The sequence below is a fragment of the Auritidibacter ignavus genome, assembly GCF_029853775.1.
Lineage (GTDB): Bacteria > Actinomycetota > Actinomycetes > Actinomycetales > Micrococcaceae > Auritidibacter > Auritidibacter ignavus.
Genome location: NZ_CP122564.1, coordinates 1,386,257 through 1,413,172 on the forward strand (window position 1 = coordinate 1,386,257; position 26,916 = coordinate 1,413,172).

Annotated in this window: 22 protein-coding genes and 1 tRNA gene; 13 read left to right on the top strand and 10 right to left on the bottom strand. The window is 58.3% G+C overall.

The window, feature by feature from the left end:
- Positions 1–103: 103 nt before the first annotated feature.
- Both QDX22_RS06325 and QDX22_RS06330 read right to left on the bottom strand, forming a co-directional pair.
- Positions 104–1,285 (bottom strand): cystathionine gamma-synthase, encoded by a 1,182-nt coding sequence (locus tag QDX22_RS06325; protein ID WP_122549401.1) that lies wholly within the window; start codon positions 1,283–1,285, stop codon positions 104–106.
- 58 nt (positions 1,286–1,343) lie between these two features.
- Positions 1,344–2,861, bottom strand: coding sequence for a pyridoxal-phosphate dependent enzyme (locus QDX22_RS06330; protein ID WP_279673082.1), 1,518 nt, complete (start codon positions 2,859–2,861; stop codon positions 1,344–1,346).
- Between the two features lie 150 nt (positions 2,862–3,011).
- Between QDX22_RS06330 and QDX22_RS06335 the strand changes: the two genes are divergently transcribed.
- Positions 3,012–3,998 (top strand): DNA-3-methyladenine glycosylase family protein, encoded by a 987-nt coding sequence (locus tag QDX22_RS06335; RefSeq protein WP_110110285.1) that lies wholly within the window; start codon positions 3,012–3,014, stop codon positions 3,996–3,998.
- On the opposite strand, the gene trxA is transcribed toward QDX22_RS06335, so the two are convergent.
- Positions 3,995–4,354 (bottom strand): thioredoxin, encoded by a 360-nt coding sequence (trxA, locus tag QDX22_RS06340; protein ID WP_110097969.1) that lies wholly within the window; start codon positions 4,352–4,354, stop codon positions 3,995–3,997. The genes QDX22_RS06335 and trxA overlap by 4 nt on opposite strands.
- 132 nt (positions 4,355–4,486) lie before the next feature.
- Positions 4,487–4,571, bottom strand: a tRNA-Tyr gene (locus QDX22_RS06345).
- 140 nt (positions 4,572–4,711) lie between these two features.
- On the opposite strand from QDX22_RS06345, the gene QDX22_RS06350 reads away from it, so the two are divergent.
- Together QDX22_RS06350 and QDX22_RS06355 are read left to right on the top strand one after the other, a co-directional pair.
- Positions 4,712–5,200 carry a YajQ family cyclic di-GMP-binding protein gene (locus QDX22_RS06350; RefSeq protein ID WP_110097970.1) on the top strand — a complete coding sequence of 163 codons (489 nt, stop codon included), beginning with the start codon at positions 4,712–4,714 and terminating at the stop codon, positions 5,198–5,200.
- A 52-nt stretch (positions 5,201–5,252) separates the two neighbouring features.
- Positions 5,253–5,759 (top strand): hypothetical protein, encoded by a 507-nt coding sequence (locus tag QDX22_RS06355; RefSeq protein WP_110097971.1) that lies wholly within the window; start codon positions 5,253–5,255, stop codon positions 5,757–5,759.
- A 35-nt stretch (positions 5,760–5,794) separates the two neighbouring features.
- Here the strand turns inward: QDX22_RS06355 and htpX are convergent, their stop codons facing one another.
- The gene (htpX, locus tag QDX22_RS06360) at positions 5,795–6,691 is read right to left on the bottom strand and encodes a zinc metalloprotease HtpX (protein ID WP_110110249.1); all 897 of its coding nucleotides are present in this window, start codon (positions 6,689–6,691) and stop codon (positions 5,795–5,797) included.
- A gap of 97 nt (positions 6,692–6,788) precedes the next feature.
- Positions 6,789–8,240, bottom strand: a complete 1,452-nt coding sequence (locus QDX22_RS06365) for an FAD-dependent oxidoreductase (protein ID WP_110110248.1) — start codon at positions 8,238–8,240, stop codon at positions 6,789–6,791.
- A gap of 232 nt (positions 8,241–8,472) precedes the next feature.
- Here QDX22_RS06365 and QDX22_RS06370 point away from each other — a divergent pair, with 232 nt between their 5' ends.
- The 3 genes from QDX22_RS06370 to QDX22_RS06380 all read left to right on the top strand — a co-directional run bounded on the left by QDX22_RS06370 (position 8,473) and on the right by QDX22_RS06380 (position 11,490).
- A complete protein-coding gene (locus tag QDX22_RS06370) occupies positions 8,473–9,024 on the top strand; it encodes a hypothetical protein (RefSeq protein ID WP_279695956.1) in 552 nt (183 codons plus the stop codon).
- Complete coding sequence (locus QDX22_RS06375; RefSeq protein ID WP_110097975.1) at positions 9,017–9,535, top strand: HIT family protein; 519 nt, start codon at positions 9,017–9,019, stop codon at positions 9,533–9,535. The genes QDX22_RS06370 and QDX22_RS06375 overlap by 8 nt, the downstream gene beginning before the upstream one ends.
- Positions 9,536–9,708: 173 nt before the next feature.
- The gene (locus QDX22_RS06380; protein ID WP_110110246.1) at positions 9,709–11,490 is read left to right on the top strand and encodes an HNH endonuclease signature motif containing protein; all 1,782 of its coding nucleotides are present in this window, start codon (positions 9,709–9,711) and stop codon (positions 11,488–11,490) included.
- Positions 11,491–11,499: 9 nt separating this feature from the next.
- Here the strand turns inward: QDX22_RS06380 and QDX22_RS06385 are convergent, their stop codons facing one another.
- Positions 11,500–12,552 (bottom strand): polyprenyl synthetase family protein, encoded by a 1,053-nt coding sequence (locus QDX22_RS06385; RefSeq protein ID WP_110110245.1) that lies wholly within the window; start codon positions 12,550–12,552, stop codon positions 11,500–11,502.
- 190 nt (positions 12,553–12,742) lie between these two features.
- Here QDX22_RS06385 and QDX22_RS06390 point away from each other — a divergent pair, with 190 nt between their 5' ends.
- The gene (locus QDX22_RS06390; protein WP_110110244.1) at positions 12,743–14,146 is read left to right on the top strand and encodes an isochorismate synthase; all 1,404 of its coding nucleotides are present in this window, start codon (positions 12,743–12,745) and stop codon (positions 14,144–14,146) included.
- Here the strand turns inward: QDX22_RS06390 and menD are convergent.
- Both menD and QDX22_RS06400 read right to left on the bottom strand, forming a co-directional pair.
- The gene (menD, locus tag QDX22_RS06395) at positions 14,133–15,899 is read right to left on the bottom strand and encodes a 2-succinyl-5-enolpyruvyl-6-hydroxy-3-cyclohexene-1-carboxylic-acid synthase (RefSeq protein ID WP_110110243.1); all 1,767 of its coding nucleotides are present in this window, start codon (positions 15,897–15,899) and stop codon (positions 14,133–14,135) included. The genes QDX22_RS06390 and menD overlap by 14 nt on opposite strands.
- A 10-nt stretch (positions 15,900–15,909) precedes the next feature.
- Positions 15,910–17,025 (bottom strand): o-succinylbenzoate synthase, encoded by a 1,116-nt coding sequence (locus QDX22_RS06400; RefSeq protein WP_279672807.1) that lies wholly within the window; start codon positions 17,023–17,025, stop codon positions 15,910–15,912.
- Positions 17,026–17,077: 52 nt separating this feature from the next.
- On the opposite strand from QDX22_RS06400, the gene QDX22_RS06405 reads away from it, so the two are divergent.
- The 4 genes from QDX22_RS06405 (at position 17,078) to QDX22_RS06420 (ending at position 23,185) form a co-directional block, all read left to right on the top strand.
- Positions 17,078–18,250, top strand: a complete 1,173-nt coding sequence (locus tag QDX22_RS06405; RefSeq protein ID WP_110110241.1) for a phosphatase PAP2 family protein — start codon at positions 17,078–17,080, stop codon at positions 18,248–18,250.
- 41 nt (positions 18,251–18,291) lie between these two features.
- The gene (locus tag QDX22_RS06410) at positions 18,292–19,815 is read left to right on the top strand and encodes an NCS2 family permease (protein WP_110097982.1); all 1,524 of its coding nucleotides are present in this window, start codon (positions 18,292–18,294) and stop codon (positions 19,813–19,815) included.
- 40 nt (positions 19,816–19,855) lie between these two features.
- Positions 19,856–22,057, top strand: coding sequence for a S9 family peptidase (locus tag QDX22_RS06415; RefSeq protein ID WP_122548903.1), 2,202 nt, complete (start codon positions 19,856–19,858; stop codon positions 22,055–22,057).
- 168 nt (positions 22,058–22,225) lie between these two features.
- A complete protein-coding gene (locus tag QDX22_RS06420) occupies positions 22,226–23,185 on the top strand; it encodes a diaminopimelate dehydrogenase (RefSeq protein WP_122548904.1) in 960 nt (319 codons plus the stop codon).
- A gap of 288 nt (positions 23,186–23,473) precedes the next feature.
- On the opposite strand, the gene QDX22_RS06425 is transcribed toward QDX22_RS06420, so the two are convergent.
- Positions 23,474–24,403 (bottom strand): LysR family transcriptional regulator, encoded by a 930-nt coding sequence (locus QDX22_RS06425; protein WP_122548905.1) that lies wholly within the window; start codon positions 24,401–24,403, stop codon positions 23,474–23,476.
- 202 nt (positions 24,404–24,605) lie between these two features.
- On the opposite strand from QDX22_RS06425, the gene QDX22_RS06430 reads away from it, so the two are divergent.
- Together QDX22_RS06430 and QDX22_RS06435 are read left to right on the top strand one after the other, a co-directional pair.
- Positions 24,606–25,502 carry an HpcH/HpaI aldolase/citrate lyase family protein gene (locus QDX22_RS06430; protein ID WP_110123307.1) on the top strand — a complete coding sequence of 299 codons (897 nt, stop codon included), beginning with the start codon at positions 24,606–24,608 and terminating at the stop codon, positions 25,500–25,502.
- 29 nt (positions 25,503–25,531) lie between these two features.
- The gene (locus tag QDX22_RS06435; protein WP_110123306.1) at positions 25,532–26,911 is read left to right on the top strand and encodes a 2-hydroxycarboxylate transporter family protein; all 1,380 of its coding nucleotides are present in this window, start codon (positions 25,532–25,534) and stop codon (positions 26,909–26,911) included.
- The last annotated feature ends 5 nt before the right edge of the window (positions 26,912–26,916 follow it).

Genomic DNA, 26,916 nt, shown 5'->3' on the forward strand with positions numbered 1-26,916 from the left:
ATCCCGGGCTATCACAGGATATTTCGGGGGCAGACCGGACGGTCATTCCTCTAGTGTACGCCACAAGCAACCAGCGGTGACACCTGCAAATACGCCAGCATCATCAGGAATCTCGTAGCTGAGCGAAGGCCTGACGGAGGTCTTCGACGAGATCATCGGCGTCTTCAATACCCACCGACAGTCGAACCAGGTCGTCGGGAACGGCCAATTCGGTCCCGGCTACCGACGCATGGGTCATCTCTGCCGGGTAATTCATCAGTGACTCCACTCCCCCCAGGGATTCAGCCAGCTGGAACAGGCGCGTGGACTCGGCAATCTTCTTCGCGACCGGGGCACCACCGCTGAACTGGGCCGAGACCATGCCACCTCCGGCTTTCATCTGCCGGGAGGCCAGCTCGTATTGCGGGTGAGTCGACAGTCCCGGATAGTGCACCTGGGAGACCTGTGGCTGTTCGGTCAACCATTCTGCCACAGCGGTGGCATTGGCCACGTGCCGGTCCATCCGGACACCCAGGGTCTTCAGCCCGCGGGTCACTAGGTATGCGTCCATCGGACTGTTGGTGGCCCCCGCGGCAGCTTGTTGAAATTGAACTTTGTCGGCCACCTCCTGATTTTCGGTCACCACGGCGCCACCGACTGTATCGGAGTGTCCGCCCATGTACTTGGTGGTGGAGTGCACCACCACATCGGCGCCCAGTTGCAGTGGCAACTGCAAATACGGGGTGGCGAAAGTGTTATCGACCACCAACAACGCTCTGTGCCGGTGTGCTAGCTCCGCTAGCCCGGCGATATCGGCGATCTTCATCAGCGGGTTGGTCGGCGTTTCGACCCACAACAGCTTGGTCTCCCGGGCGGTCATCACCTGATCGACCTGGTCCAGGTCGGACGTATCCACCACCGTGTGAGCCAGGTGCCACTGTCCCAAGACCTTGTTAATCAGGCGGTGGGTACCGCCGTAGACGTCATTACCCATCACCAGGTGATCACCGGGAGCCGCCACTGCCATCAGCAGCGCGTTTTCGGCGGCCAATCCCGAGGTGAAGGTCATGGCGCGTCCGCTCGCAGAATTACCGGTTTCCAGGGCAGCAATCTGGTTCTGCAGGGCATCACGGGTCGGGTTGGTGCCACGACTGTAGTCATAGCCTTGCCGCAACTGGCCAATCGCTTCGGGCGCATAGGTGGTTGACAAGTACACCGGGGGCACGACCGACCCGTTATTCGGGTCAATGTCTTGGCCAGCGTGAATAGCTCGAGTGTTGAAACCGTGGGCACGTTGCTCAGTCATGATGACCTTCGTGAAATCCTTACTCGTCGTAGCTTGTGATAGCTCGTATTCGCCCGTCTTAACGGGGGCTCAAGAACATTAACAGGTCGTGGTGGGTCAAAATTCCAACCGCGAGGCCGTCTCGTGTGGCGATCACTGCCGAGGTGGTTGCCAGCGCGAGGCGGGCATCGCTCAGTGAGGACCGAGCCCCGAGTAATACCGGTTGATCCAGCTTGACAGTGCCGACCGGGTCGGCCGGAGTGAACCGTCCCTGAGCCAACCCCGCCATTAAGGTTGCAGTCGTGATCATCCCGCGCACTTCATTGACCCGAATGTCGGCGGTTGAGGCACTCACCACCGGCAGCGCGTCAATGCCGTACCGGTTCATGATCGAGATGGCCTCACCGACTGTGGTTTCGGTGCGGGCGGTGACGACCTCGGGCAGTGATCCCGGCAACCAGGAGTGTTTATCGTCCAAGAGCTCGGCCACCGTGGTCTCGTCCAGCTGTTGCTCAGCGGCGGTACTATCGGCAGTATCGGAGGCTCGGCCCTTGGGGCTGTCGGCACCCGCGGCGAGGCCGTCCCGGTAGGCTGTTCCCAGGCGATCGGGAATAACGGGAGTTCGCTCGCCGGTGGAGAACCCACGAGTGCTCATCCACGTATCGGAGAAGATTTTGCCCAGATAACCACGGCCGGAATCGGGCAGGATCACCACCAACACGTCATCGGCGGAGAGCTTCTCGGCTTCCCGTAGCGCTGCCACCACGGCCATACCGGATGATCCGCCCACTAGGAGCCCTTCTTCGGCAGCCAGCCGTCGCGTCATCGCGAAGGCTTCGGCGTCGGTGATAGCATACACTGCATCGGGAAGGTCCGGGTCATAGTTGTCCGGCCACATATCTTCGCCCACACCTTCTACGTAGTAGGGCCGGCCGGCGCCACCGGAGTATACCGACCCGTCCGGGTCAGCGACCACGATCTTGACCGGGCCACCCTGACGCTGCGCGGAGACATCCTTCAGATAACGTCCCGTACCGGTCATGGTCCCACCGGTGCCTGCCGAGACAACCAGATGGCTAATTGCCCCGGCAGTGTCTTTCCAAATTTCCGGCCCAGTGGTTTCATAGTGGGATTCGGGAGCAGCCGGGTTGAAAAATTGGTTGGGCTGATAAGCCCCGGGAATACTTTCCTCCAGGCGGTTCGCGATCCCGTAGTAAGACTCTTCCGAGTCGGGCGCGACCGCGCTCTGGGAGACCATCACATCGGCACCGTAAGCCTTCAAGACGTCGCGTTTTTCAGCTCCGACCTTATCGGGAGTGACAAAAACCGACCGATAGCCTTTTTGTTGAGCCACCAGGGCCAATCCCACACCGGTATTACCTGACGTGGGTTCCACCACGGTTCCGCCCGGGGCCAGCTTTCCCTCGCTTTCAGCTCGCTCGATCATCTTCAGCGCGATGCGGTCTTTGACCGAGCCACCGGGGTTGAGATATTCGAGTTTGGCCAGAATGGTTGGTTGAACGTCTTTCGCCACCGAGTTGAGCTTCACCAGCGGGGTTGAGCCAATGAGGTCGAGCACGTTCTGGGCGTAGCGCATTTGTAATGACTCGTGATCAGGCTGACTGGTGTGCTGTTCGGTGGTATGGTCCGGTTCAGTCATAGCCACCACGGTACCGCGTTCGCCCCCGGGGTGTCAGCGACTTCGGAACGAAACGACATCTTTGACTCGAAACTCCACAAGAACCCCATGACAGTAACCCATCGTGTGCGTAGCTTCACGACCGAGGCAGCAATTTCCTTGGCGCATACGCTGAAACCCCTGCAACGTGGCACGGGCGATCCGACCACTCAGCTACGCAAGGACGGTTTCTGGACGGCTCTGTGCCCCAACAGTCCCACCGTGTTATGGATCCAGCCTCCGGCCAGTACCACACAGCCGACCACGGTAACCGCCCATGCGTTTGGCTCCGCGCCGGAGGCCCTCGAGCAGGTCCTCGCTGGTGTGCCACAGTTGTTAGGAGTCGACGAGTCGGCGCTACACGGGTGGGCGGAGTTCGCGCAGGCGCTACAGGCTGATGCTTGGCGTGGACTGTTGCCGTCTGCGGTCATCCGAGCCCACCATGAGCATCCTGGACTGCGACTGCCGGCGACATCCGATCTGGTGGGCGAGCTATTTCGGGTGGTGCTAGAACAGAAAGTCACCCACGATCAGGCCCGGGCGAGCTGGCGATGGTTGGTGCGTTCTTATGGGACGCCTGCTCCGCAGGTGCCCCTGACAGGCGCACCACGGCTAATGGTTCCGCCCAGCGCATCGCGTGTATGGCAGATACCGAGTTGGTCATGGCACCGGGGTGGTGTGCAACCGCCGCTGGCACGGACGATGACTGTGGTTGCTTCCCGAGCCGACACACTCGCCACGCTGGGCCAGACAGTGAGTATCGACGAACTTGCGTCCCGGCTGACCGCCCTACCTGGTATCGGCCCCTGGACTGTCGCCGAGACGTTGCAACGGACTCATGGGGCCGCTGATCTGGTCTCGGTTGGGGACTATCATCTGGCTCACCACGTCGGCGAAGCACTCATCGGGCGCAGAGTGGATGACCACCAGATGCTGGAACTCTTAGCACCTTTCGCCGGCCACCGGCACCGTGTGGTGCGTTTAATTCACCTCTCAGGGCTGCGTTTTTCGCGTTTCGGGCCGAAGCTTGCGCCCATGGATTTTCGAGGTTTTTAGGAGTCCTGGTTCTGAGTGGCCCGCACCTGGTCCATATCCAGATCCCGAACCTTCGAAATCAGATCCTCAAGCTGTTCTGCCGGCATAGCGCCGGGCTGAGCGAAGACCAGGGTCCGGTCGCGCAAGGCCATAAGGGTTGGGATCGAGGAAATATTGGCCGCGGCAGCCAGCCCCTGTTCGGCGTCGGTGTCGACCTTGCCGAAAACGATATCGGGGTGGTTTTCCGAGACCTTGTCATAGATCGGGCCAAACATCTTGCACGGCCCGCACCACTCAGCCCAGAAATCGATCAACACAATGTCATTGTCGGTAACGGTCTGCTCAAACGTGGATTCAGTCAGATCAATAGTTGCCATGGTCCCAGCCTAAAGGATCGGGATATCTGGTTGGCCAGGCTCAGCTCTAGGCCTGAAACCTGTGGACAACCTACGCCCACAGACCGCAATGACACCGGATACCACGCGGAAAAAACATCGTATGTGTCTGGATGGTGGCAGGTGAGGGATTCGAACCCCCGAAGGCAATGCCAGCTGATTTACAGTCAGCCCCCGTTGGCCGCTTGGGTAACCTGCCGCAAGGTCCGCGTTTCTCGCGAACGACAACCCACCCTACCGCAGATGCGAAAAAAACCCTAATCTTACTAAGCTAGAGTCACCGTGATGTTCACCATCACCGTGACAGCATGTCCCCACCATGGTTCAGAGGAGACCGTTATGGCTAAGGATGCCACCTTCGACATCGTGTCCAAAGTCGATCCGCAGGAGGTCGCGAATGCGCTGAATCAAGCGACCAAAGAGATCGCACAACGCTACGATTTCAAGGATGCGGCTGCCTCGATTGAACACAATGATCAGGTGATCACCATGCACGCTGCCTCAGAGGATCGCGTCAAGGCTGTGCTGGATGTGTTCCAGTCCAAGTTGGTCCGTCGCGGTATTTCACTGAAGTCTCTTGAGTCTTCCGAGCCCTTTGCCTCAGGTAAAGAGTACCGGATCACCGCCACCATTAAAGAGGGCATCGACCAGGCGACGGCGAAGAAGATTTCTAAGCTCATTCGCGATCAGGGACCCAAGTCTGTCAAAACACAGATCCAGGGTGATGAGTTGCGGGCGACCTCGAAATCCCGCGACGATCTTCAGGCCACCATTGCTTTGCTCAAAGACTTCGAAGATGCCGATCTGCAATTCGTCAATTTCCGTTAACCGCTCAACGCTAGTGTGACAAAGCCTGAGAGACGATCACGCAAGGAGAATCATGCTGTTGCTCGTGGAACCCCATCACCCGGTACGTTATGTCGATATGACCGTCGGCCGGGCATTGGTGCGTCGCAATGTCGAAAACCGTAGCTTGGACACGCTCGAGTGGGAAACCACGGACGATTACCAACCTTCGGAGGTTCTGCCCGCCGCGCTCCGTCGCGGTATTAAGACCGGTCGCGGGCTGATTGTCGACGAGGGCTTCGTCAAGACCTTCATTTCCGCCGATGTCCTCGAGGATGCCCGCGCACAACAACGTGCTCTACAGGACGAGTTGGCCTCGGTGCGCCGGACGGGAAACCAGCCTGCTTACGAACAGGCTCGCCGCCACCAGGCCGAGATCGATGAGCGCGCTGATTCCACCCGTGAGGCCACTCTGAAGGCTGCGGTGGCAGCCAAACAAGAATTCGTGGCTGAACCCATCAAAGACGAGCTACAACAGCACTGGATCGCGGTTACTCAGCGTCCGGTGGAAACCTATCCGGAGCCCAGTAACCATGACTAACGACGAGAGAGGCTGTGTTTCGGCTAGTTAGTCAACTAATCGAGCTGCCCCAAAGACCGCGCCATTCCTTCGAGACGTTGCACCCGATCTTCCATCGGCGGGTGCGTGGAGAACCAGGCTCTGGCGCTTTGACCACCGAAGGGGTTAGCGATCATCATGTGAGCTGAGCTGACCAACTTATTGTCTTCTTGGGGCAGTGGTGCGGCCTGGACACCGTGCTGGAGCTTGTACAGCGCCGAGGCCAGAGCGAGGGGATCTTCGGTCAGGCTGGCTCCATCCTGGTCCGCATCGTATTCGCGCGACCGGGAGATGGCCAATTGGACCAGACTGGCCGCCAAAGGCGCCAAGATCATCGTCAGGATGAGCCCGATGATTGCCAAGGGATTACCGCCGTTATCCCGACCGCCACGACCGGCCCCGACGAACAGCAACATGTGAGACACCGAGGTAATCAGTGAGGCCATGGCCGCAGCGATCGAGCTGGTGAGGATGTCGCGGTTGTAGACGTGCATCAGCTCGTGCCCTAACACTCCACGGAGTTCTCGGGCATTGAGCATGTGCAAGATCCCTTCAGTACAGCACACCGCGGCGTTCTGCGGGTTCCGTCCGGTCGCAAAAGCATTGGGAGATGAGGTCGGCGAGACATAAAGCCGGGGCATGGGCTGCTGGGCCCGTTGCGACAATTCTTCCACGATTCGATACATCTCGGGTTGGTCTTGTGGCGACACCGAGTAGGCGTGCATCGATTTCAGCGCGATCTTATCGGAATTCCAGTAAGAGATCGCGATCGAAATCAACGACATGGCACCAAAGACTCCGATCCATATCATTCTCCCGGTTGCCAGTGCAATCAGCCAGCCGATTGCCAGCAGGATCACGACCAAGACCATGAACAGCACAAAGGTTTTCAAGCGGTTGTTGTGACTATGCACCGGTGACCCCCTGTGTAGACCGCGTTAACATTAATATTATGCCCAGCTTAGGCGCCCATCCTGAGTGGTAACTGATCTTCCGTGCTGGTGAGAGCAGTTATTTGTGTTGACGGGAGATCGAGACCATCTCCTCATTGGAGAAGACTTTAACCCGTTCCCGACTAATCCCTGCGGTCTGCGAGAACTCTTCTCCCAGTTTCACCTCGTGCGCATCCAGCCGGTGCCATCCTTCCCAGTCGGTGTAGCGGATTCCACGAGACTCCAACAAGTCAATAATGGCGTGTTCATCCGGTTGCTCGGCGGTATAAAGGTGCGGTTCGTCTTCGATGATGTGCCCGATGGTCTCCAGGGCATCGCCTTTAGTATGACCAATCAGCCCGACGGGACCGCGTTTAATCCATCCAGAGGTATAGAGCCCGACCACCGGCTGGTCCTTCTCATCCAGCACCCGACCCTCGCGGTGAACAATCGTGCCGGTTTTGTCGTTGAACCGCACCCCAGCCAACGGGGAACCGAAGTAGCCGATGGCCCGGTAGACGGCCTGCACCGGATAGTCGATGAACTCCCCGGTGCCCTGTACGGTGCCGTCTCCGATCAGTTCCATGCGTTGCATTCGAATTCCGGCGACATGCGTGCCGGACTCATCCGACAGAATTCTCTGCGGTGCTTGTAAGAAGTGCAGGTGCAATCGACGAGTTGCCCCGGTGTCTTCTCCGGATTCCTCACGCTCTTCTTGCTCCAACATCCAGTTGCTGAGCGTTCCCACCATGTTCTTGATCTGGTTATTGCTCTGCGCAACCTGTTCTGAGGCTTCATCGAATTCAAAGTCGTCCGGGTAGAGCACGATGTCCACATTGGGCGAGTGCGCTAATTCACGCAATTCCAAAGGCGTGAATTTCATCTGGGCCGGACCACGACGGCCGAAGATATGGATGTCTTTCGCCCGGGAGTTTTTCAGGCCCTGGTAGACGTAGTCTGGGATCTCTGTCGTCAGCATTTCATCGGCGGATTTCGCCAATACACGAGAGATATCCAGGGCCACGTTGCCGTTGCCAATTACTGCAATAGATTCTGCAGACAGATCCCACTCGTGAGGTGTATGCGGGTGGGCGTCATACCAGTTGACAAATTCCGCAGCTCCGAAAGAGCCCTCCAACTCAGCACCAGCAATGTTCAACGTTGCATCGTGTACCGCACCGGTCGAGAAGACTACCGCGTCGTAGTAGTGGTGCAGGTCTGCCAAGGTGAGGTCAGTGCCATAGTCAACGTGTCCAAAGAAACGAATATCGCCACGGTCCATCACCCGGTAGAGGGCTTTAATAATGCCCTTAATACGCGGGTGATCAGGAGCCACTCCATAACGGATTAGTCCAAATGGGGCCGGATAGCGGTCGAAAATATCGATGCTGACCTCGAAATCTCGTTCTGCCTTAGTCAGCAGATCCGCCGTGTAAATTCCAGCTGGCCCTCCGCCGATAATCGCTACGCGCAACGGTCGGTTATCACTAGCAGTCACAAGCCATCCTTCAGTTTGAGTCGTCTCACCCATCTGCCACGGGGTGTAGCCAGTTCACTATGAGAGCATGCGGTCGGCTGACTCACCGGTGAGCATTACGACGCACGCCCCGTGCCCAGCTCGGCGGGTACACCCCAAGTCATGAGCTCACTCTACCGATTTCCGAACGCTACCCCGACGCTAAATCCGCCACACTGGCCCAGGGCGAACACCCGTGTGGGTGGATTCACAACGGACCGGATCAGGCCAGTGGGCCCTTACACACATGACGCAGATGATTAGACTAAAGGGCATGGCCGATGAATCTTCCACGAGCACCGGGGTCTTCACCGAGCTTTACCAACAGCTACCCCACAATCTGTTAGGGCGAGCCTGGTCGCCTGCCGACGGGATGCCGTTGCAGACACTGGCCGAACGGCTGGCTGCTGGACCGATCTCCGCCGAACTGCGCGACGCACATGAGCCGGTTCTCAGCGTCAACGACCTACCGATTTCTCTCGTTGAGTTCTATCTGTGTTTAGGGTCCTGTCCGGAGCTACTGGAAACGACCCATTTCTTTTTCGACCCGGATGAGTTTTTCATCGTCGATGACCACCTGGTATTTCTCGAAGATGAGGAAGAATCTGCAGCCTGGGGGATCCCCGTCGATCAGTTACCACTGCCCGACCCGTTGCTCTGGCGACGTACCGTCGGTGCAGACACACCAGATGGTGAAGGTGACTGGCTCTGTGAAGATGGCACGATCTCAGAAGTCGTTACTGACGTCATCACCTGGGCCCTGAGTGATCCCGACGAAGATGCCGAGGACCATGCCTGATTTCCACGATGTTCCCCTCACCTCCCATGCCCCAGAGGGTTACGTCTGCCCGTTTTGCGGTTTGGTCTCCGGAGACGTGGCTGATCCCAATAACCGGTGTGAAGCCTCCGATGTCGTCTATCAAGACGATGATCTGATCGTCTTTGTTGCCGTTGACGGTTTCGGCCCACATAAAGGACACGTCATGATTTCCCCGGCCGAACATTACGAATCACTGTATGTCCTCCCGGACCGGGTGCTGACCCGCATTGCCCTGATGGCCCGTGAGGTCGCCCTGGCGATGAAGCGTGCTTGGAATCCTGAGGGCATCTCCACGCGACAACATAATGAGCCGGCCGGCAACCAACATGTCTGGCACTACCACCTCCACATTTTCCCGCGCTACTCCGACGACAGCCTGTATCGTCAGCTCCGTCAGCCGGTCGAAGTAGCTGACCGCCAGCGCATCGCCGAGGGCCTACGCCCGCATCTCAATGCCTCGGCCACCCGGTTGAACCTGGCCTGCTCCTGACTCGTGCTCCCTGGCGTCACCGGCTGACAGCCACCTGTGGACAGCGTTGTCCTTATCCACAGTTGCTCCTGAGCGAGTCCTCCCGATGCCAGAGGCGGTTCTAGTCTGGGTGCAACAAACGGGTCACGCCTCGCACGTTGACCAGATCCTCGACCACGACCAGGCGGTGTGTCATGGCAAAAACGCAGAATTTCCAGGCTAACCAAAGCCAGGGGCCAGATTGGAAAAGTTGGTTTGTCGACACCGAGGGGGCCCCGAGTGTCAGTCTGGGCGAGTTACTAACCACCATCGAGCACCTCGTCTTGCTGGCCTCAGAACAAGCGAAAAACCCCAGCATCTCGGCACAACTGGCGCACTTCGGAACGGAACCGGCTACAGATTGGGACACCCTGTGGGCGAGCGCGGAACGGGTAGCCGATGATCCGGTGCAGTCACGAGTTATCACCCCACCGAAAGATCTGGACAATGCGTTGCCAGAGATGCACCATCGGCTGGAGAAGATCTCGTATCTTTGCGACGCCATCAAGACCGGACTCACGCAGGTGACCCAGCACGCCTTAGAAACCAATGTCGATCGCCAGAGACTACTTGGCATACCAGAACAGCAGACAGGGATAACTCAGGTCCGACGGTATCTCAGCCAAACACTCGGTGTTGCCGGAACCGAGGCCTCAAAACGGGCTCGGCGAGCGGATCTGCTCGAACCGAGCCCGGCCCGATTAGGACGATCCCCTTCTGCTCCTGTCCTTCCGCTCTTGGCGCGATCTTTTCACGCCGGTCGGGTACCCACAGCCAACGTTGATCGGCTGGTGCGGCTGATTTACGACGTGCGGACATACGGCCAGCAGACAGCCACTGATCCGGAACTGGTACACCGGGTGATCGAGGCGGTCGAACCAGAACTGGTGGAATCCGCACAAACCATGAACCCCGCCGTCTTCGCTAAGATGTGCCGGCGATGGTTGCACACCATAGCATCCACGATCGATCAGGACGGGCCAGAACCTGCCGAAGTGCTATCTCCCCGGACGGAACAACGCCTTTGGGTTACCAAACGATCCGACCGTGGCGTTGATTTTGGTGGCACCGTTTTCGGGCTGGGCGCCGAACTGTTGCTGACACTAGACGCTGCAGCTAATCAATTCGCTCACGCTACCGGGGGCGGTATTCAGCAACGCCTGGAATTCCCCGAACAACCAGATTCCATTCCCCACCCCATCCGCACCGCATTGCGCGTTGCGTTCCCAACTTTGGATCCAAACACGGTTATGGTCGAGGACCGCCACGGCAACACCCTGACTGCGCATCACCATACGTGGTTCGATACACGCAAACGCACCCGACGGACCTTGGATGTGGTGGTAGCAGCACTCTTGGCAGCTGTCGGGCTCAACGCCGAAACCAACGGCCTCCCCCGCCACCGGGGTAGCTCAACCAGAATTTTGACCCTGATGGATTACCAGTCGCTACTGGCCACCTACCGCAACCATCACAACGCACCACACAGGGTGCCTACTGTCATGGCGGAACAACGCGTAAGCCAGGGCCAGTTCCTGGGGCCACTATCTGCAGCGGAACTGCGGATCGCCAGTTGTGAGGCAGAACTCATTCCCGTGGTGTTCGGTGGTCGTTCGGAGGTTTTAGATATCGGGCGGGCTCGGCGTCAGTTTTCGCTCAAGCAGTATCAGGCCGTGGTTGCTCGAGATCGAGGGTGTACCGTTCCGGGGTGCACGATCCCGGCCCTATGGTGCCAAATCCATCATTGTCAGCCGTGGAGTCACGGGGGTTCAACCGCGGTGGATAATGCCATTCTGGTCTGCGCAGCCCACCACGCCGATCTCCATCACGGCACGTGGCGATTCGTCGCGCTCGATCACCACGGCGCGTGGTTTATTCCAGCCCCGTGGGTAAATCCGGACTCCACCCCGCAGCGAAATCGCTATTGGAAACACTAGCCTTCCAGGCTAGTTTTGGCGCTCCACGACGTAGTGGGCAAAAGCAATCAGGGCTTGTTTAATCGGAGAGTCGTCGAGGTTTTCGATAGATTCCAAAGCCTTACGCTCCCAGACCCGGGTCAGTTCCCACGCCCGCTCAAGCACCGGGTGCGTGGCGATGGCTTCCAAGGCCTGGTTAACCTGTTCTTGGGTGTCCAGCGGACCATCAATCAAAGCCACAGCTTGCTGTGCCGACTGATCACCCTCCGCAGCTACCTGACGCAGCAGCAGGGTCGGCAAAGTCGGGACGCGTTCTTTCAGATCAGTGCCGGGGACCTTTCCTGATTTCTCACCTGGAGAGACCAGATCAATAATGTCATCGGCCAGCTGGAATGCCATGCCAACGTTATGACCGTAGTTGCGCATCATGGCCACAACCTCGGACGAGCACCCGCCGAGCAACGCGCCAATGTGCGCGGTGGTAGCAATCAGAGAAGCGGTCTTACCATCAATCACCGCCAGGTAATGATCCAACCGATCTTGGTCTGCACGCGGTCCGACAGTCTCCCACATCTGGCCCATGACCAAACTTTCAAAGGTTTGGGCATGGACCCGGATCACTTCCGCGCTCATCTGCGACATTCGCATCGACGCGCGGGCAAAGATCAGGTCACCGGCCAAAATGGCCAAAGAGTTATTCCACTGCTTATGTGCTGCCGGCACCCCACGACGCATATCGGCTTCATCCATCACATCATCGTGATAAAGCGTCGCTAAATGGGTCAGTTCCAACGCCACCGCGGCACTTCGAATGTTCTCTGACGGGGCATGAACTTGACCGTTGGCAACTCCGGGATCGGCCAACATGCTGGCCAGCACCGCCAGCAGGGGGCGTAACCGTTTTCCGCCCGCATCGAGCAGGTGTCGGGTGGTTGCTTCAGCGAGCTCATCTGCATTGCGCAACGCCTCGGCAAGTTCCTCTTCAATGGCGCTGAGAGACTCGACGAGCACCGCCAACAGGTCAGGGTAGTCGTCTAGTACCGAGAAGCCTGCCGGTAATGAAGCAATGGATGGTTCGGTCACTCGTTCAACCCTATCCCATGCGTTGAGATTGTTGGCACTTGGTCAGTCCACATGTCGCGAACGGTTCTGTCTGGAGTATACTCCGGACATCCTCGGACCCGATGTGACGAACACCTCCGGGGATGGTCGATCACCGTCCAGACAGTGAGCTGATTACCGGTGCATAGAATCCGGTATCTTGAAAGATGCCATGCTTTATACTCTGTCTGTTGCGATCGACCCCGCCGAGTTTTCCTCTGATCTGTCTGCCTTATTAGCCACGGATGTTTCGGCCGCTTGGGTGCGTGAGGGCTACGGCACCGTCGGGTGGGGCATCACCGCCCAGCACCACACCAATGATGCGCAACGGTTTCAGAGTTTAGCGTCGTGGTGGTCTCAGCAAGCACACACCCCGGCACCTGGTACCCACTACCCAGTCCCCCGTACCCCGGGCTTATCATTGGGGATGATCCCCCCGCGGGCGATGATTTCTGCCACCTTCGATGCCCGCTCGGCCACCGACACCGTTGCACTCGTTCCAGAGGTCCTGTTGATTCATACGCCTGGAATAAGCACACTGGTGTGGCAGCTTGATGACTCAGATTCACGTCTGAATCAAGGCTCACAATTCAGCCTATCGATAGAGCAACTCCGTGCCCGGTGGCGTGAGCTACAGGGCGCAGCCCACCTGCCGATACAGACGCCCGAGGGCTGGTCGGCAACCCGTGACGCCGAGACCGTCTCGGCGTCACGTATCAGCCGCGGAACGTTCCGGACCGCTGTGGGCCGGGCCCTGGACCACCTTGAGACCACGAACCTGGACAAGGTGGTATTAAGTCGGGACCTGGTGGTGGTCTCGCGGTCTGAGGGCTTCCGCCTACCCACGACTGCCTCCGCACTGGCTCAAAATTATCCGCAAGCGTGGACCTATCTGGTCGATGGGCTGGTAGGCGCTACCCCCGAATTACTGGTGGGCCGGACCCATGGACGGATGACCGCACGGGTCCTGGCTGGAACGCTGTCCCGACAACAGGTCGAGTCCCTGGCTCAGACGTCAACCGAACCGGTCGATGTGGGCCGGGAGCTTTTGGAGGATCGTAAACAGCGATTTGAGCACCAGGCTGCTGTGGAGTCCCTGTTAGGTCGGCTCCGCCCACTGGCTGAGACAGTGCAGGCCGATACCACGCCCTACATTCTCGAGTTACCCAATGTATGGCATCTGGCCACTGATATCAGCGCGACGATGACGGAAAACACCTCGGTACTGGACCTGGTCGAGATCTTTCATCCCACCGCGGCTGTCAATGGTGTCCCGACCGCTGAGGCCCGCGAAGTCATCCACGATCTGGAATACCGTGCTCACGGTCTCGATCGCGGGCGCTATGCCGGGCCGGTGGGCTGGTGTGATGCCACCGGAGACGGTGAGTTCGGTATTGCACTTCGTGGCGGGGTGCAAGAAACCGCCCAAACCATGCGACTCTTTGCCGGTGGCGGGATTGTGCCTGGATCCGTTCCCGATCAGGAATTAGAGGAGACGACCGCAAAGCTAGAACCTATGTTGCAGGCTCTGGGTGTCAAGCTTCGAGACAGCACATCGAAACCTACACAAAACTAGCCCGTACCGCTTCCTGGACTGCCTTCCGGGTGCTGGGACGCAGCTCGCGATCGGAACGGACCTCGATCACGCGACGTCCCGTGGTGGGTTCTGCCAGCAACGACATCAGCTGAAACTCGTTGTTGATCAGCTGGTAGTCGATATCAAAGGCTTGAGATAGCGCGGAAATGTCGGTGCGGTGCGGCGTCCCAAAGAAACGCTCGACAACCGGGGACATCCCGGGATACTGGGCCACCTGGCCGTGTTCCAGACCGGCGAAGATGGCCCCACCGGTGTCGTTGATGACGACGATGTCCAGATCCGGCTCGGTTTCTAACGACCCGAGAGCCAGGGAGTCATAGAGGAAGGTCAAGTCTCCGCACAACACCACCGTGCGAAGATCGGTGGCCAAAGCAATTCCTGAGGCCACCGAAAGAGTCCCGTCGATTCCGGCCAGCCCCCGATTGGCGTAAATGGTGGAGTGCGGGGTGAACGGCGGTCGCCAGGCGATGTCGATATCGCGGATCACCGAGGAGGATCCGATCACAAGGTTTCCGCGAGCGGTGGCGGCCACGACTTGGGCTGCCCGCATGGCGGTCAGTGCGGACCATTCGCGGTGCCGGTCCTCGGCAACCTGTTCCAACGCTGATTCAATTCGAGCTTGGGCGTGGTTGGAAGCCGCTTGCCAGGCGGCCAACCATCCGGGTGCTCCTTGGCCGGCGAAGCGTGCCAGCTGGGGGAGCTCTTTAATCATGGTTTCCCGCCGGCGGGAGCGGTGGAACCATCCGACCGGGCGGGGCAAATACATGGCAGCTTTCACATCGGGCCGTTTCAACAGCGCGGCAATTTGTCGCGACAGGGTGGGGCGTCCGAAAATGACGGCGTGAGAAATATGTTCAGCCAGCGGGTGAGCGTCCTGACCGGCGCTGGTGCCCAGCAGGAGCGGGTAGCCGGCGACCGCATTACGTCCGTAGCGGGCATTTGAGCTGGGCTCGGCGAACAGCGGCAGTCCGAGTGCGTGAGCAAATTCGGCGGCAACGGGGCCAGCTCCATGCCCGGCGATGACCACACTGTGGTGTTCGGGTAGCTCGGAAACATCCAGCGTATGTTGCCGTATCAGAGCCCGACCGGGGTCGTGGTCTCTGGGATCCCATTGTTCGTCGGCAATCCGGTGAACCAGTGGCAGTGGTCCGGTCGCGAAATCGGTAGGGGCAAGGCTATCCGGGCTCGGGACCAGCGGCTCACGGAACCTGAGGTTTAGATGGACCGGTCCGGCCGGTTCCGAGGCGGTCCCGGTACTCAGGGATACCATGGCCTTCACGGTGGCTCGCAGGCTGGCGGGATCGTAGTCTTCGGAGTCGATCGTCACGCTCGCGCGGGCATGGACACCGAAAATATTGCGCTGATCGGTGGTCTGGTTTGCCCCGGTTCCCTGCAGTTCGGCGGGACGATCTGCAGTCAGAGCAATAAGTGCCACGTCGGCGTGGGCGGCTTCCATCACCGCCGGCATCAGGTTGCCAACCGCCGTCCCAGAGGTGGTCAGGACCGCTGCCGGGGCACCGGAACCAAGGCTGAGCCCCAAGGCAGTATGAGCTGCTGCCCGTTCATCAACGCGAACGTAGAGCTTGAACCCTTCCAGATGGGAGGCCTCGGCCAAGGCATAAACCATTGGGGCCGAACGAGAGCCGGGCCCAATCACGACGTGACGAACACCCGCCTGTTGCAAAGTACCAACAATGGTGCGCGCGGTCAGCATGGAGTCCATGCTCACCATGGTAGACCGATCAACCTGCCAGCACGGAATAGGCCTCCTCCAAACGCTGGTGCCATACCTGTTGGCGGTCTTCTGGGAGACGAAAGCGAGCCAGCTTGTCTGGGTCAGGCTCAGGCACCTCGGAATGAGACGCCGGAACGGTAAGCTCTCCGTGCTCGGGGATGAGCCGAGGCGAACAGACGTCCTCGGAGAACAACGCCACCGTCCCCAGACCGCATGCATAGTGCAGTTCGGGCAACGCCCCGGCCAGGGCCAGCCCAGCGCTCATTCCCACGGAGGTATCCAGTGCCGAGGAGACCACGGCCTGCAGATCGGTGGTCTCGACGACCGCCAGCGCGCGACGAATCCCGCCCAGTGGCTGGACTTTGACCACCGCGATGTCGGCAGCTTCGGCGGCAACGACGGCGAAGGGATCTTCGGCTTTGCGGATCGACTCATCGGCGGCCAGGGGTAGGTCGATACCATTTCGAGCCAGCCGGGAACGTAATTCTGCCATGGCGGTCAGACCGGGCACCGGCTGTTCGGCATATTCCAGCCCGGCCTGTTGCAGGACGCCCAATAGGTGGACCGCCTCGTCGACGGTCAGCGCCTGGTTCGCATCAACCTTGATCTGCGCTTCGGGCAACAACTCCCGGACCCGCATCACCCGCTCGTAGTCGGCCTGTACACCGTGTATGTGTCGATCGAGCTGGGCCGGATCGGCCGGGAGTTTTTCGGCGATCTTAATCTTCACCGCCGAAAGGCTCGATAGATCACCGTCGGTAGTGAAACCACGCAACACAGTCTCAACCTGATCGGCGGCAATAGCTGGCACGGTGGCATTGACCAACACCGTGCTACGCCGCGGCGTGGGAAAACCCAGCCAGCCAGCTTCCAGAGTGGCCGACAGCCAGCGCGAGGATTCCACAGGCCCGTATTCGGCGAAGGGTGAAAATTCTGCCCACCCTCGTGGCCCTTTGATCAGCATCGCTTCCCGCACCGTCAGCCCGCGGAAACGGGTCCGCATCGGAAGCCCAACCGCCACTGCCACACGGTGCAGTTCCTCCCGCGAAACCAGCCCCACCGGTGAGATCAAATCGGGTAACCGGTCATCGCTCCAAGGTGTGTGATCACCGACAGTCTTCATCCTCTCCAGTGTAATTGCGTCAATTCCCAGATAGGTACGGGATAATGGCGCTGTGAACTTTCGGCATCGATCATCCCAGCACGACCCGGAACAGGACCCCGAATCTGAACCGATCTCCGCCGAAAAACAGGTGCCCTTTGATCCGAAGAAGACATATAACCAATACGGGGAAACCGACATTTTTCAGGTGGATGAGCTACATCCGAACGCCCCCTCCTCCCCTGCCTCACCAGACAGGCTATCCGAGCCCGGCCTCGTCTCCCATGTCTCGGATGAATCGGCTGGCTCACGCCGACGCGAACGCCACCCTCAACACCAGCCGGGGCACGCTCCGATGGCCATCCAGCCGGCCTCCCGTCTGGGACTCTGGGCCCTTTGGGCGCTGGTGATGGCACTGGCGCTGTGGGGCATCTATACCTTCTTCGTGACCTCACATACCGGCCAAATCATCGAACAGGCCGCCATTAACTCGGCCACGCAAAACCTGCAGTCCTTGCACGGCTACTCCCAGATGGTGCTGAGCGAGTTGCCCACCGTGGTCGCAGTCTTGGCGGTGCTGACGTTTGTGGTGATCACCTTATTCCGCCGGCGCTGGCTGGCGTCACTGATCGCGGTAGTGGTATTTGCCGGGGCCAACATCAGCACACAAGTGCTCAAGAATGTCGTGCTGACCCGTCCCGATCTCGCCAATGGCGTGCCCTACTACACCGGCAATTCCATGCCCTCGGGACACACCACCTTCGCTGCCGCTGCGGTGATTGCGATCTTTTTGGTGGTGGCACCACGCTGGCGGTCACTGGTGGCGTTCTTAGGCGCGGTTTTTGTCTCGGCGGTGGGAGTAGCCACCTTCCTCGAGGCCTGGCACCGTCCCGCCGATATGGTCGCGGCCTTGCTGGTCTCGGGCATTTGGGGGCTGATCGGCGGAGCGATCATTTTCCGTGTCGAACCGCAGTGGAATGCTTTCTCAGCTCGGGGCCGCCCCCGCGATCTGGGGTGGAACGCTTTGCTGTGGACTCTGGGGATCATGGTGCTCCTGGGAGCCGCGGCCACCGTGGCGATTGCCACCGGACTGAATATGGTCCCCGAACAGTTCAACCCCGAGTCCTTGGCCAGCATGTGGTACCTGGCTTATGGCGCACTGTTTATTGCCGGGTCCTGCTTTGTGATCTACGGAGTGCTCTCCACGTTCTTCCGCGCTGAGACCGGCCAGCGCGGAAGTCGATAAAGAATTTTCTGCTGAAGGCTGAGCGCTATAACATAATCGGCATGGCCAACAACAGCTCTGAACACGGCTCTGCCAAGATCGATTCCGACCATCTCGTGACCGTCAATTCGGTCGCCGATGCCCGTCCTCGCAACGCTCTCGATCGCTACTTCAAAATCACCGAACGTGGTTCCACGCTCGGACGCGAAGTTCGAGGCGGGATCGCCACCTTTTTGGCGATGAGCTACATTGTGGTGCTCAATCCCTTGGTACTCTCCGGGGAAGATGCCGCCGGGGAGGTGCTTGGCATTCCTCGCGTTGCTGCCGTGACTGCCCTGTTGGCCGGGCTGAGCACCATCCTGATGGGCTTGTGGGCCAAACACCCCTTCGCGCTGGCGGCGGGACTGGGAATCAACGCATTTATCGCCATTACCGTGGCGACCACCCCGGAGCTGACCTGGCCCCAGGCCATGGGCCTCATTGTGGTCGCGGGCCTGGTGATGATCATCCTGGTTGCTACCGGTTTCCGTGAAGCGGTCTTCCGTGCAATTCCGGACTCTTTGAAAACCGCCATCGTGGTCGGAATCGGCCTGTTCATTTCCCTGATCGGGCTCGTCAACGCCGGTTTCGTGCGCCGTCTACCCGATGAGGCCGGTACGACCGTGCCGGTTGGTCTCGGAACCGGCGGAGAACTCGAGGGCTGGCCGGTGCTGGTCTTCGTGATTGGACTGGTCATCACCGCGCTACTGGTCATTCGCAAGGTCCCCGGAGCGATCTTGATCGGCATTGTCGCCGGAACGGTGCTGGCCAATATTTTCGAAGCCATCTTCCAGATCGGCCCCGCCGTGGATGATGATGGTAACGTCAACCCGGTCGGTTGGTCGCTGGTGGCCCCCTCAGTACCGGAATGGACCGCACCGGATCTGAGCCTGCTAGGCAAGATCTCCTTCGGTGCCTTTACCGCCGATTCCGTGGGCGCGGTGATGGCTACCTTGCTGGTCTTCGCGATCCTCCTGTCGGTGTTCTTCGATGCCATGGGCACCTCCACCGGTCTGGCCCGGGAGGCTGGCAACGTGGACGCCCAGGGCAATATTCCGCATCTGAACCGGGTACTGATGGCCGATGCCATTGCGGTCACCGCCGGTGGTGCTGGCTCCGGTTCCTCCAACCAGATCTTCGTCGAATCGGGCACCGGCATCGGTGAAGGGGCCCGCACCGGTTTCGCGTCAGTGGTTACCGGCTTGCTGTTCATCCTGGCGATGTTCCTCTCCCCACTGATCTACCTGGTGCCCTTCGAAGCCGTCGCCCCCGCCTTGGTGGTGGTCGGTTTCATGATGGTCACCCAGGTCACCAATATTGATTTCTCCGACTGGGGTGCTGCTATCCCGGCCTTCTTGACGTTCATCCTGATGCCCTTCACCTACTCGATCGCCAACGGCATCGGGGCCGGTATGATTGCCTACGCGGTCATCCGCACCGGTCAAGGACGCATCAAAGAAGTCCACCCGCTGATGTGGGTGGTTGCGGTGGCTTTCGTACTCTTCTTCGGTATGGGCGTCTTCCGCGGATTATTAGGGCTGAACTAGCCCACCAGACTCGGTCCATTCGGTTGCGTAGCATGGGGCTATGAGCTTTAATCCACCCCTCGCAGCCAAACGTCCCCACACGGTCACTCACCACGGCCGGACCCTCACGGACCACTACGAGTGGTTACGTGATGCCGATAATCCCGAGGTGTTGCAGCATTTGCGGGAGGAGAACTCCTACACCGAACAGCTCACTGCCGATCAACAACCGTTGCGGGAGCAGATTTTCGCCGAGATCAAATCCCACACCATCGAAACAGATCTTTCGGTGCCAATACGCCGGGATGACTGGTGGTATTTTGTCCGCACGCGCGAAGGTAGTCAGTACCCCATTCACTGCCGGGTAGCAGCCGAGAACACCGGTGATCTGGTAGCCGATTGGACCCCGCCGGTGGTGGAACGTGACCAGCCCCTGTCCGGTGAACAGGTAATTCTTGACGCCAATGAAGCCGCCGAGGGCCATCCGTTCTTTTCGCTGGGTGGGATGAGCGTCTCCCCCGACGGCAACACGCTGGCCTATCTGGTCGACACCACCGGCAATGAGCTCTACCGGTTGCTGGTCCGTGATCTAACCACCGGTGAGGACCACCAGGAGGATCTCACCGGTGTCTTCGCCGGCCTGAGCTTCGACCGCACCGGCCAGCAGGTCTTCTACTGTTTGCCCGATGATTCCTGGCGCCCCAACCGGGTCATGGTCCACCGGCTGGGCGCCTCGAGCAGTGCGGACCAGCTGATCTATCAGGAACCCGACCAGATGTACTGGACCGGGTTCAGCCTCTCAGCCGACCGCACCGAGCTGATCATCTCCTCTGGGACCTCAGAGATCTCCGAGACCCGAGTGCTTGCACTGTCGGAGACCGACCCGAGTATTCCCGCCCCGCAGCTGGCCGTCAGTCGCCAGCTGAACAGTTTGCACACGCTCACCCCAGTCGTCATCGACGATCAGCGCTTCTACCTCATTGTTCATGACCGGAACCCACTGGATGGCACACCGCTTCCGAACAACACGGTCTCGATGGTGGCCGCGCAGACCGTCACCGAACCCGAGACCTGGCGAACCGTGATGCCGCACTCGACCGCGACCAAGATTGATGAGGTCGACGTCAACCGCACTCACGCGATCGTCTCCGCCCGGGTGGAGACCACCCCGCGCACCATGGTGATCCCGCTGGACGGGTTAGGCACCGAGAACCAACAGCCGGCCGTGGAACCACAGTTTCCCGAAGAGCTTTTTAGCTGTGAGCTGGTCTCGGCTCCCTACCAATCACCGCTGATCCGGCTGAGCTACAGTTCCTGGGTCACCCCGGTTCACGTCCTGGACTATGACCCGACCACCCGCGAGTTGTCAGTGCGACGCCGCCAAGAGGTCCCCGACTACGACCCGAGCGCCTATCTGGTGGAACGCTGGTGGGCGCCCACGTCCCGCCCCGAAGAGTCCGTGGCCATTCCACTTTCGATCATCCGTCACCGTGATGTGGCCTGGGATGGTAGCAATCCCGCTCTGCTGTATGGTTACGGCTCCTACGAGATCTCCATGGATCCATTCTTTGCCCCGTCCCGACTGTCGTTGCTGGACCGTGGCGTGGTCTTCGTGGTCATCCACGTCCGTGGCGGCGGGGAACTGGGACGTCCCTGGTACGAGCACGGCAAGAAGCTACATAAGAAAAATAGTTTCACCGATTTCGTCGATGCCACCCGATTTGTCGCCTCCTCCGGGTGGGTCGACCCCGACCGGATTGTAGCCATGGGTGGCTCAGCCGGTGGACTGCTGATGGGTGCGGTTGCCAATCTCGCTCCCGAGCTCTACCGGGCCATCTTGGCCGATGTGCCCTTCGTGGACGTGCTCACCTCGATGCTGGACCCAGATTTGCCGTTGACCACCTTGGAATGGGATGAGTGGGGTAATCCCCTGCAGGATCCCGAGGCTTATGACTATATGGCCTCTTATACGCCCTATACCAATGTTCGGCCCGTGGACTATCCGGCCATCGCTGCGGTGACCTCACTGCACGATACCCGGGTGCTGTATGTGGAACCGGCCAAGTGGGTCCAGCAACTGCGACAAACCGTCACCAGCCGCCACGACGCCCCTGTGGAGGCCGGCGGATCGCCGGTGTTACTCAAGATTGAAATGGATGGCGGACACGGCGGAGCCTCCGGACGCTATCGCATGTGGGAAGACCAGGCCTGGGAGTACGCGTTTCTGCTCACCGCCTTGAACGCCACCGAACGGCGGAGGTAAGAAAAATCCCCAGGCACGCACCATCAGCACTTCTACAGCAAAGACACAGTATCCACTCCTATTAGACACGGGCAATTGCTGTTAGGCTTGGGGTGTATCCTAGCCGGCCCGGCATCAGCAGGGTGTCAGGCCAGAGAACCGTGAAGAGCACCAGATCAAGGAGTACTCATGACCATCACCGCTGCCATTGTTGGATACGGCAACCTGGGCCGTTCCGCTGAAAAACTCATCAAGGCCACCGAGGACTTCGAGCTCTTCGGCATCTTCTCTCGTCGGGACAATCTTGACACACAGACTCCTGTCTACCCCGTCGCCGATGCCGCCCAGTATGCCGACCAGGTTGATGTGCTCCTGCTCTGCCTGGGATCAGCCACCGATATCCCGGAACAAGCTACTGGATTCGCCGAGCACTTCACCACCGTGGACACCTACGACAACCACTCGAAGGTCCCCGAGCACTATCAGAAGATGAACGCAGCCGCTGAAAGCTCCGGCCACCTGTCGATCATCTCCACTGGGTGGGACCCGGGCCTCTTCTCGATGAACCGCGTGCTCGGCCAGGCACTATTCCCTCAGCCGGTGCAGAATACGTTCTGGGGTAAGGGACTGTCACAGGGTCATTCTGATGCGGTGCGCCGGGTGGAAGGGGTCAAGCGCGGGGTGCAATACACCGTGCCCCGCGAAGATGCCATCGCCGAGGCTCGCGCCGGTGAAGGCGAGGACATTGTCTCCACCGAGGCTCACGCTCGGGTGTGCTACATCGTCGCCGATGAGACCGATCACGACCGGATTCGCGAAGAGATTGTGAACATGCCGGCTTACTTCGCCCCATACCAGACCACCGTGAACTTCATCTCTGAGGAAGAATTCGAACGTGACCACCTCGGCATGCCACACGGCGGTCATGTGATCACCACCGGCGATCTGGGCGGTTCCCAGCAAAGCGTGGAGTTCACCCTCGAGCTCGAGTCCAACCCAGATTTCACTGCCGCCGCCATGGTGGCCTTCGCTCGTGCCGCAGCACGGCTGGCCGAAGCCGGTGAAACTGGCGCACGTTCGGTGCTGGAGATTCCCCTGTACCTGCTGTCTACCCAGGACCACGACACGTTGCTGGCCCGCGAGGTCTAAACGCTCGCCTCAGGTAGTAGCCACCATGTGACCAACGGGCGTAGCATCGGTCCCTGCTCCACCGACGGGACGGGTGTTACGTCCGCATCACAATGGCATCACTGCGATCGCAATGCACTCAAGCGACATGAAATACACATTGGCGAGCGCCAAACCTCCAGGCAAACTTACTATATATTGAATATATGCATGAAATGAAAGAGAACCGCAGGCTAATGATATAGGCTATGACGAATTGAATATTAACCTAACCACTAGGGCGTCAACGCCAGCGCCTCTGCCCCTCGGTTAGGCGTTAGGGAAACCTTTATTTTCCCTTCGCGACAGCGCTATCCTCAGAAAGGCGGTGGCCGCCGGGCTGAGCTTTGCATTTCGGTATATCCATTCAATTTCCAACCCGATCGGGACATCGAGAGTTCGAGTTACCAGGCCAGAAGCTTCAGCAAGCCCTCTCCACGAAGCGCCTACAGTTGCCAGGCCTGCGCCAGCGCGCACCAGCGGTATCAGAGCCTCACGTTGTTCGATCTGCACTACAGCTTGAATACGATCACCCTCAGTGATTAGCAAGTCCGCGACTCGACGCATACCGGTTCCCCTTTGGCCAACGATCAAACGTGAACCAGCCAACTCATCAATTGTGATTGGAACAATTGATCCATCTTCATTCTGGCGCGCGGGCGGTAGTTCTTTCTGAGACCGCGCCAATATGATGAAAGGATCGCGACGAGCTCTACAGCTACGCAGACTAGTGGGCAGTGAAACGGGCGAGTGATGCGCGTATATCCCAATCTCCGCACGACCAAAACGAACTGAATCAAACATCTGATCCACAGTCGAGGCGGCATCAACATTTACTTGCATACCAGGGTAGTCGCGAAGGAAATCTGCCACGACATCCGCTAATGGATCAATTGACTGTGAAGGCGTGCTAGCCACAACCAACCTACCCTGCTCGAGCCGCTCAGCAGATTCTGCGTGTGCACGCGCAAGCTCTACGCCACGTACCACATCGCGCGCGTGGTCCAGGAAGACTTCGCCCGTGGCCGTTAACACCATATGTCCGGACGCTCGGTGAAACAGCGTCACACCAAGATCCCGTTCAAGGGCGCGTATCGCTTGAGACACAGAGGGTTGCGAAATATAAAGAGCCTCGGCGGCGCGACTAACACCACGATTATCAACAACGGCGAGAAAATATTGCAACTGCCTGAAATCCATCACTCCACCTCACCCATAAGTACATCCTATAGGGTCGTATAACACTTATTCTTGGACTTGTCGCTTTTAACGTGGTGTGATGGCGTTCATACTCAGTCGGTGGCCACAACCGACATACGGGCTAACCCCCCAAGGAAGAACCAGGCTCAAGTGTTCGGAGAGAATCCTCAACTATCGTCCCAACCCACGGGGGTATTGAAACATGTCAGATAGTGGTACAAGCAGTATCCTCTGTCCACTTTTCGTTCCCGGTGATAAACCAGAACGATTTCAAAAAGCCATGACGTCCGGTGCCGACAGCGTTATTTTCGACTTAGAGGACTCTATTGCGAGAGCCAAGAAAGAGACCGCCCGGAATAACGTCAAAATTTACCTCAGCGGGTCATCTAATAACATCGATATTAAGACCGGGGTGAGAATAAACGGAATCAAGAGTTCCCACATTGTAGACGACCTGCGTTCCTTGACTTCAGTCATTCACCGCATCGACTATCTTGTGCTCCCGATGGTCGAAAGCGTCAACGACATCGACTATGCGATAGCACGCCTAACTAGAGAGAACGCTAACCCATCAATCCCTAAGATTCCTGTACTCGCACTCCTCGAAACAACACAGGGGATTCTTAATGCTCATCAGATTGCAACCCATAAGAATGTGGAGCGGCTCGGGTTAGGCGTAGCTGACCTCTCAGCAGAGGTTGGTCTATCTGAAGAAGAAGCACCCACACTTTTCGACGCTTTACGAATCAAGCTTGTGATGGCGTCTCTTGCTACGGGGATTACGCCACCCTTAGACGGGCCTCCATTGCAGATTGGGGACCCAGATAGAGCCCTAGCCTCTACACAACATGCAAAATCATGCGGAATGTTCGGGCGAATATGTATACATCCGAGTCAGGTAGCTCCCGTCAAGGCAGTATTTACACCTTCCCTCAACGAAATCCGTAGAGCACGCAAAATATGGACGGCGTTTTCCAGGGCGGAGATGAGGGGATTTGCAGCAATAAAACTAAGTGACGGAACATTCGTTGACTATCCCGTAGCAACTCGCGCAAAGAAAGTACTTCAACTCGCCAATACATTCCTTTCACACGAATAACACCATCAAGAAAAAGACTGGATGATATAATGAGTGATAAATCAACTCAATCACGGCAACGTAACACGCCTCGATTCGATATACCAGAATCAGGCGACTTATATGACGCAACCAATAAATTTAGTTTGATCGGTGGCATACACTGGTCGTACTTCATAGTTGTATTAGCTATTGTTTTTGTGGCCGGGTGGGCCGGTATCTACCCGGACAACATGATTGGTGGCTTTGTTGGCGCCATTGCGCTGGGAGCTCTTCTTACGTGGGTTGGTAGTGCCATTCCATATTTCCGCGACTACGGTGGCCCGGTTTTACTCTGTTTATTAGTACCGATTCTAGCCTTTGAGGCTGGGTTAATCCCAGAGACGGTCGGAACTGCAATTGAGAACTGGACTTCAGGGTACGAGTTTATTGATTTTTACATTGCTGCGCTGATCGCTGGCAGCATTTTGGGCATGCCCCGAAGAATGCTTATTTCCGTTGGAATTCGTTATGGCATACCACTTGTCGGCACCGTTCTACTTGTGTTCGCTGTGATAGGAACAATTGGCGCCGCTTTAGGTTTCGGTTTCACCAGTGCTATCTTTCTGGTCGCTGCACCGGTGGTTGGTGGCGGGGTAGGCGCTGGTGCTATACCCATGTCAGAGATGTACGCAGAGAATCTTGGTGGTTCCTCCGACGACTATCTTTCGCTACTAATCCCCGCCGTACTTCTAGCAAATATTGTAGCGATCGTGCTTGCCGGAGTTCTTAACGGGATCAACCAGCGCGGGGAGCCGTTCAAAGGGTTCAATGGCAATGGTAATCTCCTTAAAGCGAGGAACTCGTCTGAGAACCTCACCATCCCGAAGAGGCCATTGCGAGACCATTTCAATGCATTAGCAGTGGGCGTATTGTTGTCCGGCGCGCTTTTTATCGCCGGTAGCCTGATGAATGCTGTGGTACCTCCGATTCACGGTTATGCTTGGACCATTCTATTCGCAGCCTTTATAAAGATCTTTGGACTACTTCCAAAGAATTACGAAGCGGCTGCCTCCTCGTGGTTTGGATTTGTCGCAGGGGCATGGACGCCAGCACTACTCGTCGGTGTGAGCTTTGCATACATCGACGTGAGCTCCATGCTAGAAATTCTAACCAACCCTCTGTACCTATTTCTGGTGGTACTGACGCCTATTATCTCCGCCGTTATCGCCGGTCTCCTAGGTCTTCTCGTTCGTTTCTATGCTATGGAGTCGGTTGTATGTATTGGGCTTGGTATGACCGATTCTGGTGGCACGGGCGACGTAGCCGTTGTAACTGCCGCGAAGAGGCTTCAGCTTATGCCATTCATGCAGATTTCGAGTCGCCTTGGGGGAGCGTTTGTGTTGGTAGTTGTGTCAATTCTTCTGGGCCCGCTCGGCTTGACAATCTAGGGTAA

Bases quoted from the DNA above. Each gene is read 5' to 3' on its own strand.
- QDX22_RS06325 (WP_122549401.1), bottom strand. From the start codon at position 1,285: ATGACTGAGCAACGTGCCCACGGTTTCAACACTCGAGCTATTCACGCT.
- QDX22_RS06330 (WP_279673082.1), bottom strand. From the start codon at position 2,861: ATGCGCTACGCCCAGAACGTGCTCGACCTCATTGGCTCAACCCCGCTG.
- QDX22_RS06335 (WP_110110285.1), top strand. From the start codon at position 3,012: ATGACAGTAACCCATCGTGTGCGTAGCTTCACGACCGAGGCAGCAATT.
- trxA (WP_110097969.1), bottom strand. From the start codon at position 4,354: ATGGCAACTATTGATCTGACTGAATCCACGTTTGAGCAGACCGTTACC.
- QDX22_RS06350 (WP_110097970.1), top strand. From the start codon at position 4,712: ATGGCTAAGGATGCCACCTTCGACATCGTGTCCAAAGTCGATCCGCAG.
- QDX22_RS06355 (WP_110097971.1), top strand. From the start codon at position 5,253: ATGCTGTTGCTCGTGGAACCCCATCACCCGGTACGTTATGTCGATATG.
- QDX22_RS06365 (WP_110110248.1), bottom strand. From the start codon at position 8,240: ATGGGTGAGACGACTCAAACTGAAGGATGGCTTGTGACTGCTAGTGAT.
- QDX22_RS06370 (WP_279695956.1), top strand. From the start codon at position 8,473: ATGACGCAGATGATTAGACTAAAGGGCATGGCCGATGAATCTTCCACG.
- QDX22_RS06375 (WP_110097975.1), top strand. From the start codon at position 9,017: ATGCCTGATTTCCACGATGTTCCCCTCACCTCCCATGCCCCAGAGGGT.
- QDX22_RS06380 (WP_110110246.1), top strand. From the start codon at position 9,709: ATGGCAAAAACGCAGAATTTCCAGGCTAACCAAAGCCAGGGGCCAGAT.
- QDX22_RS06390 (WP_110110244.1), top strand. From the start codon at position 12,743: ATGCTTTATACTCTGTCTGTTGCGATCGACCCCGCCGAGTTTTCCTCT.
- menD (WP_110110243.1), bottom strand. From the start codon at position 15,899: ATGGTGAGCATGGACTCCATGCTGACCGCGCGCACCATTGTTGGTACT.
- QDX22_RS06400 (WP_279672807.1), bottom strand. From the start codon at position 17,025: ATGAAGACTGTCGGTGATCACACACCTTGGAGCGATGACCGGTTACCC.
- QDX22_RS06410 (WP_110097982.1), top strand. From the start codon at position 18,292: ATGGCCAACAACAGCTCTGAACACGGCTCTGCCAAGATCGATTCCGAC.
- QDX22_RS06415 (WP_122548903.1), top strand. From the start codon at position 19,856: ATGAGCTTTAATCCACCCCTCGCAGCCAAACGTCCCCACACGGTCACT.
- QDX22_RS06420 (WP_122548904.1), top strand. From the start codon at position 22,226: ATGACCATCACCGCTGCCATTGTTGGATACGGCAACCTGGGCCGTTCC.
- QDX22_RS06425 (WP_122548905.1), bottom strand. From the start codon at position 24,403: ATGGATTTCAGGCAGTTGCAATATTTTCTCGCCGTTGTTGATAATCGT.
- QDX22_RS06430 (WP_110123307.1), top strand. From the start codon at position 24,606: ATGTCAGATAGTGGTACAAGCAGTATCCTCTGTCCACTTTTCGTTCCC.
- QDX22_RS06435 (WP_110123306.1), top strand. From the start codon at position 25,532: ATGAGTGATAAATCAACTCAATCACGGCAACGTAACACGCCTCGATTC.